At 37.7% G+C, this 13428-nt stretch carries 14 protein-coding genes and 1 tRNA gene; 5 read left to right on the forward strand and 10 right to left on the reverse strand.

The annotated features are described in order from the left end of the window. The first annotated feature begins 160 nt into the window (after positions 1-160). The gene (gene queA, locus CBM24_RS17880; RefSeq protein ID WP_075993349.1) at positions 161-1210 is read left to right on the forward strand and encodes a tRNA preQ1(34) S-adenosylmethionine ribosyltransferase-isomerase QueA; all 1050 of its coding nucleotides are present in this window, start codon (positions 161-163) and stop codon (positions 1208-1210) included. Positions 1211-1296: 86 nt separating this feature from the next. Then, positions 1297-1980, forward strand: coding sequence for a 2-C-methyl-D-erythritol 4-phosphate cytidylyltransferase (locus CBM24_RS17885; protein ID WP_088162195.1), 684 nt, complete (start codon positions 1297-1299; stop codon positions 1978-1980). Positions 1981-1984: 4 nt separating this feature from the next. On the opposite strand, the gene CBM24_RS27370 is transcribed toward CBM24_RS17885, so the two are convergent. The 8 genes from CBM24_RS27370 to CBM24_RS17925 all read right to left on the reverse strand — a co-directional run bounded on the left by CBM24_RS27370 (position 1985) and on the right by CBM24_RS17925 (position 8867). Further along, positions 1985-2140, reverse strand: a complete 156-nt coding sequence (locus CBM24_RS27370) for a lmo0937 family membrane protein (protein ID WP_104382583.1) — start codon at positions 2138-2140, stop codon at positions 1985-1987. Between the two features lie 79 nt (positions 2141-2219). Then, positions 2220-2987 carry an MBL fold metallo-hydrolase gene (locus CBM24_RS17890; RefSeq protein ID WP_088162196.1) on the reverse strand — a complete coding sequence of 256 codons (768 nt, stop codon included), beginning with the start codon at positions 2985-2987 and terminating at the stop codon, positions 2220-2222. Positions 2988-3343: 356 nt separating this feature from the next. Next, on the reverse strand, positions 3344-4471 hold the full coding sequence (locus CBM24_RS17900; protein ID WP_088162197.1) for a glycosyltransferase: 1128 nt from the start codon (positions 4469-4471) through the stop codon (positions 3344-3346). A gap of 6 nt (positions 4472-4477) precedes the next feature. After that, positions 4478-5428 carry a glycosyltransferase family 2 protein gene (locus CBM24_RS17905; protein ID WP_075993353.1) on the reverse strand — a complete coding sequence of 317 codons (951 nt, stop codon included), beginning with the start codon at positions 5426-5428 and terminating at the stop codon, positions 4478-4480. Positions 5429-5526: 98 nt separating this feature from the next. Beyond that, the gene (locus CBM24_RS17910) at positions 5527-6129 is read right to left on the reverse strand and encodes a DUF4199 domain-containing protein (RefSeq protein WP_075993354.1); all 603 of its coding nucleotides are present in this window, start codon (positions 6127-6129) and stop codon (positions 5527-5529) included. Positions 6130-6133: 4 nt separating this feature from the next. Further along, positions 6134-6808, reverse strand: coding sequence for a hypothetical protein (locus CBM24_RS17915; RefSeq protein WP_075993355.1), 675 nt, complete (start codon positions 6806-6808; stop codon positions 6134-6136). 5 nt (positions 6809-6813) lie between these two features. After that, positions 6814-8082 (reverse strand): dihydroorotase, encoded by a 1269-nt coding sequence (locus CBM24_RS17920; protein WP_088162198.1) that lies wholly within the window; start codon positions 8080-8082, stop codon positions 6814-6816. 215 nt (positions 8083-8297) lie between these two features. Then, a complete protein-coding gene (locus CBM24_RS17925; RefSeq protein WP_088162199.1) occupies positions 8298-8867 on the reverse strand; it encodes a UbiX family flavin prenyltransferase in 570 nt (189 codons plus the stop codon). Between the two features lie 349 nt (positions 8868-9216). Between CBM24_RS17925 and CBM24_RS17930 the strand changes: the two genes are divergently transcribed. Continuing rightward, positions 9217-9867, forward strand: a complete 651-nt coding sequence (locus CBM24_RS17930) for an ankyrin repeat domain-containing protein (protein WP_088162200.1) — start codon at positions 9217-9219, stop codon at positions 9865-9867. On the opposite strand, the gene CBM24_RS17935 is transcribed toward CBM24_RS17930, so the two are convergent. Both CBM24_RS17935 and ribD read right to left on the reverse strand, forming a co-directional pair. After that, entirely contained in the window at positions 9864-11147 is a 1284-nt protein-coding gene (locus CBM24_RS17935; RefSeq protein ID WP_088162201.1) for a DUF2851 family protein, read from the reverse strand. The two genes, CBM24_RS17930 and CBM24_RS17935, sit on opposite strands and share 4 nt — an antisense overlap. A 66-nt stretch (positions 11148-11213) precedes the next feature. After that, positions 11214-12260 (reverse strand): bifunctional diaminohydroxyphosphoribosylaminopyrimidine deaminase/5-amino-6-(5-phosphoribosylamino)uracil reductase RibD, encoded by a 1047-nt coding sequence (gene ribD / locus CBM24_RS17940; protein ID WP_088162202.1) that lies wholly within the window; start codon positions 12258-12260, stop codon positions 11214-11216. 34 nt (positions 12261-12294) lie between these two features. Between ribD and prmC the strand changes: the two genes are divergently transcribed. Further along, a complete protein-coding gene (gene prmC / locus CBM24_RS17945; protein ID WP_088162203.1) occupies positions 12295-13155 on the forward strand; it encodes a peptide chain release factor N(5)-glutamine methyltransferase in 861 nt (286 codons plus the stop codon). 115 nt (positions 13156-13270) lie between these two features. Beyond that, positions 13271-13343: transfer RNA gene (locus CBM24_RS17950), tRNA-Lys, on the forward strand. Positions 13344-13428 lie beyond the last annotated feature (85 nt).

The raw sequence follows: 13428 nt of genomic DNA on the forward strand, positions 1-13428 counted from the left end.
GTTTTGATTTAATGTCAAAATCGTTAAAAATATATACATAAATTAGAAATAAGCCCTTTCTATACCCGAAAAAGTTATAACTTTGTATGCTTTTTGCAACCTAGTATTTGGTGCACTGTAATGCACTGAAAGGCAGACATTAAAATATATATCATTAAAGATGAAGTTATCTCAATTTAAATTCAACTTACCAGAATCATTACTTGCTTCTGAACCTTCTGAAAATCGTGACGAATCACGCTTGATGGTCCTACATAGAGATACTGGTAAAATTGAACACAAAATTTTCAAAGATGTATTGGATTATTTCGATGACAAAGATGTCATGATCTTAAACAATACTAAAGTTTTTCCAGCCCGCCTTTACGGTAATAAAGAAAAAACTGGAGCTACGATTGAAGTTTTCTTGTTGCGTGAATTGAACAATGAACTTCGTCTTTGGGATGTGTTGGTAGATCCTGCGCGTAAAATCCGTGTAGGCAACAAATTATATTTCGGTGATGATGACTTATTGGTTGCCGAAGTAGTTGACAATACAACTTCTCGTGGCCGTACAATTAGATTTTTATTTGATGGTACCGATGAAGAGTTCCGTCGTAATATTGAAATCTTAGGTGAAACTCCGCTTCCTAAATACATCAAACGTAAAGCCACGCCGGAAGATAAATTCCGTTACCAAACGATCTACGCAAAAAATGAAGGTGCTGTTGCTGCTCCTACAGCTGGACTTCACTTCTCAAGAGAGTTAATGAAACGTCTGGAACTAAAAGGTGTTGATTTTGCAGAGGTTACTCTTCACGTTGGTCTTGGAACTTTCCGTACCGTTGAAGTCGAAGATTTAACCAAACATAAAATGGATTCGGAACAGTTCATCATCACTGATGAAGCTGCACGCGTTGTCAATAGAGCAATCGACAACAAACGTCGCGTGTGTGCTGTAGGAACGACTTCTATGCGTGCAATAGAATCTTCTGTTTCTGCAGATCACCACTTAAAAGCGGCGTCTGACTGGACGAGTAAGTTCATCTATCCTCCTTACGATTTCAGTATTGCAAACTCAATGATTACAAACTTCCATACACCAGAATCCACACTTTTAGTAATGATTGCTGCGTTTGCAGGCTACGAAAATGTGATGAATGCCTATGAAGTTGCTGTAAAAGAAAAGTATAGATTCTACAGCTATGGCGACGCTATGTTAATCGTTTAACGATGTGGCTTAAAAGATAAAATAAAAAAACGTGGATAGCCTTAAACTATCCACGTTTTTTTAAATAATAACCTTTCAATAACAACATGAACTTTGTAATTATCGTTGCTGCCGGAACCGGAAACAGAATGAATAGCGATCTTCCAAAGCAGTTTCTTGACTTAAATGGACTGCCGATTGTTATGCATACAATTAATCGATTTTGCCAATCAGAAACCATTTCGGAAGTTATTTTGGTCATCAGCGAGCCAATGGAAAGTTTTTGGACCGAACTGTGTTTGAAGCATCAGTTTGATCGCCCTATACATATCGCTTTTGGCGGACAAACCCGCTTCGAAAGTGTAACGAACGGAATAGATTACATTCAGCAAAATTTTGATATCGGTCCAAAAGACTATATTGCGGTGCACGACGGAGCTCGGCCTATCATCACTGAAGCTCTTATTAAAAAAGCCTTCCAGGGGGCGTATGATCATCAGGCAATTGTCTTAGCACAAAAGAGCATTGAATCAGTTCGGATGGGAGACACCACATCCAACTCTGCTGTTGATAGAAATCATACCTGGTTAGTACAAACTCCACAGGTTTTTCATGGAGAATTGCTTCTAAAGTCCTATCAGCAAGCCGAAGATCCCCTTTTTACAGATGATGCGTCGGTGGTAGAGAAAATGGGCAAGCGTATCGCTATCATTGAAGGTGACTCCAGAAATATAAAAATCACCTACCCTCAAGACTTACAAATTGCCCAGTTCTATCTGAATTTGATTTAATGGATTAAGCATTGCCACGAATAACGCGCAATAAAACCACAATAATAGCAATGACCAAAAGGATGTGGATAATGTTATTGCCAGCCGCATAACCTCCAAAAAAACTTATCGCCCAAATGATAACTAAGATAACGGCGATGATATACAGTAAATTTCCCATTTCTTTATAATTTAATACCTAAATCTATTTTTTATAGGTATAACAACGAAAAAAGAACTATAGTTTTATTTTAAATGGATTAGCTAATTTCAAGCTGTAATCTATCGTAGGCTAAAAACATGTTTTCGGGCAATTCTCTGGAAACAGCTTCATGCAGTCCCATTCGATGCCCTATATGTGTAAAATAGGTTTTATCGGCATGAATATCATAGGCAAATTCAATCGCCTCATCCAATGTTAAATGTGAAATATGAGATTCCTTTTGCAAAGCATTTACCACAAGAATCTTTACTCCTTCCAATAATTTCCGTGATTCTGCGCTGATAAATTTCGCATCAGTAATGTAGGCGAAATCTCCGATCCTAAAACCCAAGACTGGCATTTTATAATGGAGAACCTCAATAGGCATAATTTCTTTTCCAAATAAAGACAAGGGTACACCGGCCTTTATCTCTTCCAAATCCAACCGCGGAGCTCCGGGATATTTAACTTCTGTAAACGCATAATAAAATTCTCGTCTGAGCGCTTCATGGAGAGCTGCTGTACCGTAAATAGAAATTGAGCTATGCTGCTGATAATTAAATGCCCTTACGTCATCTAAACCAGCAATATGGTCTTTATGTGAGTGTGTCATTAACACCGCATCCAAATGCATAACTTTCTCGCGCAACATCTGATACCTAAAGTCTGGGCCAGTATCCACAACCAATGTATGTTGATTGTATTCAATAAGAATAGAAGAACGTAACCTCTTATCACGTCTGTCTTCAGATTGACAGACCTGACATTGGCATGCTATTACAGGCACCCCTTGTGATGTTCCGGTTCCTAAAAATGTTATTCTCAAGCTACAATTTTTGATTTCAATATTTCTTCATAAATCGGAAGAAGTTTTTCAGAAATGGCTTCCGAATCAATTTCAATATCCAATAATATGTTCCACAATGACTGGATTTTTATTTCAAGATTCGAAAACTTATTGACTACTACAACTTTTGTCGTCTGCAACATACAAGCGCCTGTGCGGAATGAACCTTTCTCGTATCTAACTTTATACCCTTGCTCCTTAAAAAACTCTTCTAACTTAGTTAAACTGCTTTGTGTAAACGGCAACAAAATCTCTCCTTCCTTTTAAATTTCTACCTCAGTCTTCCAAACTTAGATAAATTTGATTTTATATACAAATAAAATCACTGCTACTCATCAACGCGCCAACCTAAGAAGTTCATTGCCAAAAGTATCCCAGCTGTATTTCCTTTTTTCATCGATAATATTCGTTCTAAATTGCTCTTCTTTGTTGTAATGGTAAAATGAAAAAATACCGTCGGCTATTTGACAGGCATCAGGTTCCACAACATAACCAACGTAGCCATCTTGAACCAATTCCGGCAATCCCCCAACATTACTCACAATCATGGGAAGATCAAAATGATAAGCAACTTGGGTGATTCCACTCTGCGTAGCGCTACGATAAGGCAATACAACGCAATCCGCAGCTGAAAAATAACGTCCCACCTCCTGATTTGGAATAAAATCGGTATGCATAAAAATAAACTCTTCGAGTTTATACTTTTTTATAAGCTCCAGATAGGGAGCAGGATCACCATAAAATTCTCCGGCAAGCAATAATTTAACACCGAGATCGCGAACCTTGGAATTAGCTAATGCTTCCAGCAAGATATCTAAGCCCTTGTATTGACGAATAAAACCAAAAAACAATACGACTTTATCCTCTTCGGCAATCTTAAGTAATCGACGTGCTTCCTTTTTACTTTGATGCGCACCATAGTTATCGTAGAGGGGATGCGGCGTATATACCGCTGGCATTTTGGGGCTTAACATTTTCAGATCTGCCAGCACACTTTTACTCATACTGAGACAAGCATCAACAGATTTCAAAAAGTAGCGGATCAACATCTTATCCCCTATGCGCTGTTCATGAGGGATTATATTATCAGCGATACATACAATTTTAGTATGTTTATTTTTTCGAACCTGTCGCTGGATTGTTCCCAAACAAGGCCCAAAAAATGGCATCCAAAATCGCACGATAAGCAAATCGTAGTTCGCCTTCCTAAGCTCCCTACCAACCTTTATCCAATTAAGTGGATTAATAGAATTCACTATTGTTTTAATATGAAGACCGGTTGGTGCAGGCTCATCTGAATATTGGGACTTCCCAGGGAAAAGAAAATTGGGATACTGTAGACTAAAGGAATAGATATCCACTTCATGACCTAACTCCTGAAAATGGAATGCCAATCGTTCATTAAAAGACGCTATCCCCCCTCCCCTCAATGGATAGGCGGATCCTAAAATCACAATTCGCATAATTATTTAGATGACTTTCTCAATTTGATAATCATTCCGATCGGAGCTGCTTCTAGAGACTAATTCTGCCAAGAAACCTGTCAGAAATAATTGTGTTCCCAAAATAATCGCTGTCAGCGCAAAGAAAAATAATGGTTGATCTGTTATATCTCTAAATGGTGTACCGCTAGCTATACTCATGAGTTTGTGGCAAATCAGATAAATGGAGATAAATAAACCTGCAAGAAAACTAATCACCCCCATAACACCAAAAAAGTGCATCGGTCTTTTCGCAAATTTGCCGACAAAAAATATGGATAATAAATCCAAGAAGCCTTTCACAAAACGGCCCGGCCCAAATTTAGTTGTACCGTATTTACGTGGGTAATGCTGTACAACCTGTTCCTGTATATTGGTAAATCCAGCCCATTTCGCAATAACGGGTATATAACGATGCATCTCGCCATAAACCTCAATGTTTTTAACAACATCTTTTTTATAAGCTTTAAGACCACAGTTAAAATCATGCAGGTTATGAATTCCAGACATAGATCTTGTTACCCCATTAAACAATTTGGTTGGGATTGTTTTGGTCAATGGATCATAGCGCTTTTGCTTCCAACCCGATACTAAATCCGCTCCCTTGTTCACGATCCGATCATACAGTTCAGGAATCTCATCTGGACTATCCTGTAGATCAGCATCCATTGTAATAACAACATCGCCCTGTGCAGCAGCAAAGCCTACATTTAAAGCCGCAGATTTTCCATAGTTGCGTCGGAACTTTATCGCAGAAATATTCGTGTTCTTTAACTTCAACTCTTCAATAACTTTCCAAGAATTATCTTTACTCCCATCATCAACTAAAATAATTTCATAGGAAAAATGATTGGCCGCCATAACACGGTCGATCCAAGCTGTCAATTCGGGTAAGGATTCTTCTTCATTAAATAAAGGAACAACAACAGAAATATCCATGTGAATGTTAATCATGCTAAAAATGTAGTATTATAATACCAACAAAGGTATTACTTTTTCAGTAATACCTTATAGGGTCAATTTTATTTTATTAAACACTAATTGGTCTCTTGCTTAATCACCAATTTTTCTCGTTTTGTCAAGGCTGATAATAGTAATGCAAAAACAAATTGAAACATCAATGTGATTGCCAATCCTTTGAACACCTGCCCTAAGGTTATCTTTCCTATAGCATCAACTTGCTTTTCAAGTTCTGCGATTTTTGAATCTATAACTTCATCTGGCACGTTGTTTTTCTCCATATACTCAATGGTAACATTAATTGTATGCGTCACCACCTTTTCTTGTAAAGTTGGATTAATGAAATTAACATAGAGTTGCGTACCAATAGTGGAAATAATCGTAGAAATAGCAAGCATCATAAAGATCGATTTCAATGCTATAGAAAAGTTCCAGTATCCACCATTTGCTTTCCTAAGAGAGAAGGCGAACAGCGCAGAGATAACAACAAAAATCCCCGTATTAACAATAAATGACATCGACATTACCCCCCAAAAGGAATTTAAGTCTTTGACAACAAACAAAACAACTAATCCTAGAATAAAAGAAATTATTCCTAAAATAACACCATAGATAATACTTTTCTTTTTGTCGATTACCGCATCAAATCCTACATTACTTTGGTTGAATGATTCTGCCATAAAATTATTTGTTATAGTAAGTACTAATTATTTGGTAAAGGGCGATATCAAAAGCCTTATTGGAAGAAGCGTCAGCATACTCTTCAAATTGTTTTTCAGATGGTTTCAACTCGCTAAAGAAACTCATAATAGGATAGAAAAGTTCATAAACTTCGCTTCTCGGATTTATTCCCTTTCCTACTTTTGCAATTTCGGCATACGGGCTATCTACTACAATCTGATTAGCAATGATATCTTCATAAATTTCATGCTCGTCTTGGAATTCATCTTCGTCAACCAGTAAAAATTCTTTTAGGAAATCATCCAATTCAGGTTCAATCTCATCATCCTTACATTCCCCTAAATAAAGAAAAATATTCAACAATTCTGTTCCACGATCTATTGTTTCATCTTCGATCGCTTCCCATTCTTCAGAATCCAAATAATCATCTTCCAATTTTAATACGTCATTGGAGAAAAAGTTCATCAATAAAAGATCGACATATACTTCACGAAGTTCGTCAAACAACGGATAGTCATCAAAAGACTGATCCAACAGTTCTAATTTCTCTAGATAACTGGCCTCCGTATTGAATACGCCAATGATCTTTTCAAGAAACTCCGGGGCTGTCGAGATTCCATCAACCTTGCCATAATTTAATATACCTGCCTCAACGGCTGCTTTAACATTTGCTTCCATGGTTTTTAATCGTTTTTAATGATTTGACTATTATTGATGACCAATTCGACAGCGCCTTTTAAGATCTGTCCGAACAATGGAGAATTTTTTGATTTGGATTTATTGGTTTTCTCATCGAAGCTCCAAGTCTTCGCTGAGTCAAATACGACAAGATTGGCTACTGCCCCTTCTTCAATAAGAGGAACGTCAAGTCCTAGAATCTGTCGGGGTCTAACTGAAAGACTATTGACAATTTGTTCTTCGTTTAATCCAGCACGAACCATGAGTGGCAATACGGTCTGTAGTCCAATAATTCCATTTTTTGCAATATGAAATTCTACATTCTTAAATTCTATTTCATGCGGTGTATGTTGCGAAACAACAGCGTCAATAGTACCGTCCTTAATTCCTTTGAGTAATACCTTAAGATCTGCCTTTGTGCGTAACGGCGGACTCACCTTATAATTACTATCAAAACCGACAATATCTTCGTCAGTAAAGACCAATTGATGTGCAGCAACATCACATGTCACTGGAAGACCTTTTGCTTTAGCTTTTTTTATCAGGTCAACGGCTTCCGGTGTGCTAATGGATGCAAAATGAATTGGAGCTCCGGTATATTCCGCCAAATACAGATCACGAGAAACCATTAACGATTCGGCAAGATTGGGAATACCCTTCATCCCCAAATAAGTACTCATCGCACCTTCATTCATTTTGTTTCCACCTGCCATAGATTCATCTTCAGCATGTGAAAAAATCAACCCATCGAATCCCTTCGCATATAACAACGCTCTGCTCATTAATCCTGCCTGCTGTACACTCCTATTTCCATCACTGAAAGCGACAGCACCCGTTTGCTTCATATCAAATAGCTCGGCTAGTTCCTTTCCTTCTCGCTTTTTACTGATAGCTCCAATTGGATGTACATCAACAAGATTCCCTTTCGCTGTATTGACAATAAGTGCAACTTCAGAACGGCTTTGAATCGCCGGTTCGGTATTTGGCATTACAGCAACTCCAGTAAATCCTCCCGCTGCTGCTGCTGCGGTTCCACTTACAATGTCTTCCTTGGTTTCTAATCCAGGTTCTCCAAAATTGGCATGTAAGTCAAAAAAACCTGGCGCTAAAATTTTTCCTGCGCCATCGATGGTCTCTATGTTTTTATCAGCTACTTTGACAGATTTCCCAATCTGCGCAATCTTTCCCTTTTCGATAAATACATCAACTTGCTGCTGATGAAATTCATTACCAGGTAAAATTACTTTAACAGAAGTAATCAATAAGCTTTTCATATATGAATGTGATTGAAATTAAAAGGATACAACTTATTTATCGAAGCATATAGCGTGCGCAGTGTTAACAGACAAACGGTGGCTTTATCACTATAAATTATATAGCTGCAAATAACTTTTTCGCGTGATGCCTGTGATTGCTTCATTTCGAGAAACAAAGTTACAAAATACAAATTTATTAAAGAACATTAAAAATAGATTTCAACGAGGAATAACTAGGCATTTTCTCCCCACTGATAATGTTTAAATTCAAACCCTGCAAGACTCAAAATCCGATCAACCACAGTTTCTGCAACATCCTCCAAATTCTTTGGCAAACTATAGAATGAAGGTGATGCAGGGCAAATGATACCTCCGGCCTCTGTCACCAATTTCATGTTTTGAATATGTATAATACTTAGCGGTGTCTCACGGGTAACCAAAATCAATCTTCGTCGTTCTTTTAGCATTACATCTGCCGCGCGAGTTGTCAGATCAGAAGAAATTCCGTGGGCGATCCTTGATAATGTCCCCATTGAACACGGACAGACAATCATCGTATCATAGCGAGCCGACCCTGACGCAAAAGGAGCAAAGAAATCACCCTTATCATAAAATTTGAACGGTACATCCTGATAACTCTCATCGCCTAACTCCGCACGCCATACATCCTTCGCATTGTTCGACATTACAATCCCAACTTCTGCGATCTGTGTTTTTAATACCAATAGTTTTTTAAGTAAAACTTTAGCATAGATTGAGCCGCTAGCTCCAGTAATGGCAATAACAATTTTTCTCTTAGACATCTCTTTTAAAATAATAAAAACAAAGCTATAAAAAAAGGGTCGTAGTGAGAAACACCCGACCCTACATCTACCTATGAAAAACATGCCCTTGGGAGGGGCTTAACAAAAGTACATCTACTTTTTAATTTACAAAAACATTATGCGCATTACTACACATTTGTGTATATAAAATACCCCAAAAATAACTTTTTCCCGGATTTTAAGATCCAATTCACCCCGTAAAAACACCCTTCTTCTAAATTTCAGTTCAATCCCAAGCAAAATTAAATACAAATATTTTCGCAAATCAAACATTTATTCTCATCAATAAAGTCTATTTTAGTGACAACGTTAGACAATTTGTTAAGACATGAACCTTTCCGTTTTAGAACAATATATTGAAGAAGGCAGAAGCCATGATATCGACTTATTATTGATTGGAAATCCCGAACTTTTACAAGAAACAACGAGTCATGGAATTTCTCCCCTCCTATTGGCTTGCTATTATAACAAACCCCAGATCATTCGGACACTTTTACAACACACCAAATCCATGACTATCCATGAGGCCTGTGCGGCCGGGTTAACCTCATACCTGGAGGCTATTATTTTGCAAGCTCCATCTATTGTCAACGAATGGTCATCACAGGGTTTTACGCCATTGACCTTAGCAACATATTTCAACAAAGCAGACATTGTCCGTCTTTTACTATCCAAAAAAGTCAATCCCAATGTCGTAACCAAAAATGAACAACTCACCACTGCGCTACATATTGCTGCGGCAAACAACAATGAAGAGATCGGCAAGTTGCTTATCGATGCTAATGCAAATGTCAATGCCATTCAAGCTACTGGTGAAACTCCACTTCATTTCGCGGCTCAATTTGGTAATATCGACTTTATTGTTGCCTTACTCGAAAATGGAGCCGACACCAGAGTCATCAATATTTCAGGATTAGCTCCAATGGATATGGCATATGAAAAAGGCCATAAGGAGATTGCAGAGATTTTAAAGAATTAATTTCTTTTTAAAATTTCTGATCCTATACTGCAATGAAGGCAGCGCTTCCTATCACAGTAAAATCTCTTTAATTGCAAAATCCCTTGACTTTGCAATGCGCTTTGAACAGGCCAATCATATTGAGTAAATTGTCTCACAACAACATTTTTTTCTGCAGGAAGCTGCTCCAAAAGATCTAGCGCTTTATCAATATATGACTGAATACTAAAATATTTACCGTATGAAAAAAGAAATACGATAATCACGTTAATAACAAGCGTGTCAATAGTTTCTTTACCCAGCCGAACCGATGTTTTTACCTTCGTTTTTGTACCGAAAGAAAAATATCCCCCAAAATAATCACCCGGCGACTCTATCTTAAATAATTTTCGAGCAGCCTCCAAATCATCCACAGCCAAAATCTTAGCAACGCCCAACTCGTTCTTACTAAACAAAAGAGCTAATTGCGTGATTCGCCGTTCAGGAAAATTATAAGGTCTCATTCTCATCCTTTTCCAAACCCCATAAATAGCCTCTATACCATGAATACGTTTTTGATACTCAAATTCACCAGCTAGCCGCTTCATATACTCGCTTTCTTGTCCTTGAATAAACAGCCTGCTGATCCCAAAGAAAAGAGCCTCTATTTTAAATAGGTTGGAACGATATTTTTGTAAAATGTTCCAAGGTAATTTTTCCCCAAGCTCCTGAAATGTATCTGCATTAACTTTTAATCCCATACATCTGCAGATCCATACCCATAAAGTTTTTTCCCAATCCGTATTACATTGTTTTAAGATCACCGACATTTGTTGAAACTTCATTTCTAGGCGTTCAATAGCTAAACTACTCAGCCATATGGATTTTTTAAAAAGATCGACAGAACTAAGCTGAAATTCACAAGGTATCGAACTTTTAGTATTCATCATCACTGAATACCGCTCCAAGAGATGCTGTTCCACATATTCCGAAAGCACCAATGTCGGTATAGATGTCCCATCATTTCGGTAGATAACTTTATCATTTTTCCACACCACATGTAAGATAACGTTATTATAAACGACATCTTCTTGATGACAATGTCGATCCCAATCCGAAGATTGGATATGCATCTCGACATGACCAAACCAATCATTATCTTTACACCTAATATGTGACATGAGAAAATCGGGGCCGGAATCTGTATTATATTGCCCCACATGAACAACGACCAAGGGTTCTCCATCAGTAGAATTCAACCCATTTGCACGGAATAGCCGAAGTTTCCAGATAAACTGCATTAAGTTTTCTGTAACTAACATAATTGTAATTTTAGAATTAAATCAACCGGCTATTGCTTATAATTCCTTAAATATACAATTTAATAATTACTGTTTCTTATAGATCTTTAAAAGATCATTGGAAACCAATTTGCTTTCTAGCAATTGTCCTTTAAATTGAGGAGCCTCAATCCCATTCAATAATCTTGTTTCAGACTCAAATACCCTTGCCTCATCCCAGAGATCCGCATCTATAAACATTTGCAGAGTAGCACGCCCTCCTTCTATGATTATTGACTGAACATCCATTAAATAAAGTTGATAAAGAATATTCTGCGGTAAATACAACCCATAATTTTCGAGCTCAATATACTTCACATTTGCTGTCCATTCTGTCTTTTTAGCATTGAACACAATTGTATCAGCTTGATCATTGAGAATATTAGCATCTAGCGGGATAGCAAGATCTCTATCTAAAAGAATACGCAATGGGTTTTTACCCTGCCATTCTCTTACGGTCAGACTGGGATTATCTACGACTGCAGTATTTGTACCAACCAAAATAGCATCTTCCTCCGCTCTCCAACGGTGAACCAACTGTTGGCTTGCGGCATTACTTATCCAAACCTGCTTACCCTCTTGTCCTATAAAACCATCCTTGGTTTGTGCCCATTTTAAAATAACATAGGGACGAAATTGACCGATACGTGTAAAAAACCTACGATTGAGCCATACGGCCTCTTTTTCCAGTAAACCAATTTCAACCTCAATACCAGCTTCCCGTAGTATTTCTACTCCTTTGCCATTGACCTTTGCGAAAGGATCCAAACAGGCTATAAAAACTTTCAAAGGTTTCAGCTCCGCAATCATATTAGCACAGGGTGGCGTCTTTCCATAATGCGCGCAAGGTTCAAGGCTGACATAAAAAGTACTTTCCGCGATAAGCCGCTTTGCCTTTTCCCCATACTTTTGCATAACCTGTTGTACAGCATTGACCTCAGCATGTGGTCCACCATACGGAGAAGTATACCCTTCACCGATAATTTTACCGTCCAAAACAATGACAGCCCCAACCATTGGATTGGGACTCACTGAACCCGCACCCATTTGGGCCAGTTCCAAACAACGATGCATATATTGCCTGTGCATATCCATAGATACAAATCTATGAAAATCGTACCTTTGACACATGAAAATACTTCAAGATTTCGAATTATTATTTCAACACGAGCTTCAGGAGTTATATGATGAGGATGAAATAAAAGCAATATTCTTAATGGTTGTTGCCGAAAAGTTTGGGTTAAATAGAACCAATTATCATTTGAGAAAAACAGATATTGTCAACGAGGCGAATAAGGCTGAAGTACTTAGCATCCTTCAGGATCTAGAAAAGCACAGACCTATACAGTACATACTCAATAGGGCAGATTTTTATGGTGAAGTTTTCCAGGTCAATGAATCGGTCCTCATTCCACGCCAGGAAACTGAAGAACTTGTCGATCTGATCATCAAAAACCATAAATCTTCTCAAAACCTAAAAATTATAGATATCGGAACTGGCTCTGGCTGCATCCCTATCACCTTATCAAAGCATCTCAATAATGCCCTGGTAACCACGATAGACATCTCAAAAGAGGCGATAAATACAGCACAGGAAAATGCTAATAATTTAAAAACTCAGGTTCAATTTATCAATGCGGATATATTTGAATGGGAATACATTTTCTCCGACCAACAATACAATATCATTGTATCCAATCCGCCCTATATAACCCCGGGAGAAAAGCAGCATATGAATCAAAACGTATTGGCTTACGAACCTGAGCTCGCATTATTCATTGAAGAAAGCGCTCCGTTGATTTTTTATGATGTTATTTCATCCTTTGCACTGAAACATTTAGCCCCAAATGGAGATCTATATTTTGAAATCAATCAATATCTCGGTGCAGAAATGAAAGAACTTATGGTCAAAAAAGGATTTGAACAGGTCAGACTCATAAAAGATATCAATGGAGCAGACCGAATAATCCATGCAAAAAAAGCGCGATAAAAAATAATCCGTTTATTTATTAAGCAGTTAAGGCCTTTTTATCAAAATTTGCACGCAATAATTTGGCATATATCAAAAGAAATTCTACCTTTGCATCACTTTCAAAAACAGAAAGGATTCCGTAGCTCAGCTGGTAGAGCAATACACTTTTAATGTATGGGTCCTGGGTTCGAATCCCAGCGGGATCACTAAAGAAAAGCTAATCGCAAGATTAGCTTTTCTTGTTTTAAAGATATTAGGATTCGAAAGAAGGGTCGGCCGGGTTCGATCCAA

Origin of the sequence: Sphingobacterium sp. G1-14 (assembly GCF_002196555.1) — a bacterium.
In the GTDB taxonomy this organism is placed as follows: domain Bacteria; phylum Bacteroidota; class Bacteroidia; order Sphingobacteriales; family Sphingobacteriaceae; genus Sphingobacterium; species Sphingobacterium siyangense.

Coding starts and splice junctions, on each gene's coding strand:
- queA (WP_075993349.1), top strand. CDS start 161: ATGAAGTTATCTCAATTTAAATTCAACTTACCAGAATCATTACTTGCT.
- CBM24_RS17885 (WP_088162195.1), top strand. CDS start 1,297: ATGAACTTTGTAATTATCGTTGCTGCCGGAACCGGAAACAGAATGAAT.
- CBM24_RS27370 (WP_104382583.1), bottom strand. CDS start 2,140: ATGGGAAATTTACTGTATATCATCGCCGTTATCTTAGTTATCATTTGG.
- CBM24_RS17900 (WP_088162197.1), bottom strand. CDS start 4,471: ATGCGAATTGTGATTTTAGGATCCGCCTATCCATTGAGGGGAGGGGGG.
- CBM24_RS17905 (WP_075993353.1), bottom strand. CDS start 5,428: ATGGATATTTCTGTTGTTGTTCCTTTATTTAATGAAGAAGAATCCTTA.
- CBM24_RS17910 (WP_075993354.1), bottom strand. CDS start 6,129: ATGGCAGAATCATTCAACCAAAGTAATGTAGGATTTGATGCGGTAATC.
- CBM24_RS17915 (WP_075993355.1), bottom strand. CDS start 6,808: ATGGAAGCAAATGTTAAAGCAGCCGTTGAGGCAGGTATATTAAATTAT.
- CBM24_RS17920 (WP_088162198.1), bottom strand. CDS start 8,082: ATGAAAAGCTTATTGATTACTTCTGTTAAAGTAATTTTACCTGGTAAT.
- CBM24_RS17925 (WP_088162199.1), bottom strand. CDS start 8,867: ATGTCTAAGAGAAAAATTGTTATTGCCATTACTGGAGCTAGCGGCTCA.
- CBM24_RS17930 (WP_088162200.1), top strand. CDS start 9,217: ATGAACCTTTCCGTTTTAGAACAATATATTGAAGAAGGCAGAAGCCAT.
- CBM24_RS17935 (WP_088162201.1), bottom strand. CDS start 11,147: ATGTTAGTTACAGAAAACTTAATGCAGTTTATCTGGAAACTTCGGCTA.
- ribD (WP_088162202.1), bottom strand. CDS start 12,260: ATGGATATGCACAGGCAATATATGCATCGTTGTTTGGAACTGGCCCAA.
- prmC (WP_088162203.1), top strand. CDS start 12,295: ATGAAAATACTTCAAGATTTCGAATTATTATTTCAACACGAGCTTCAG.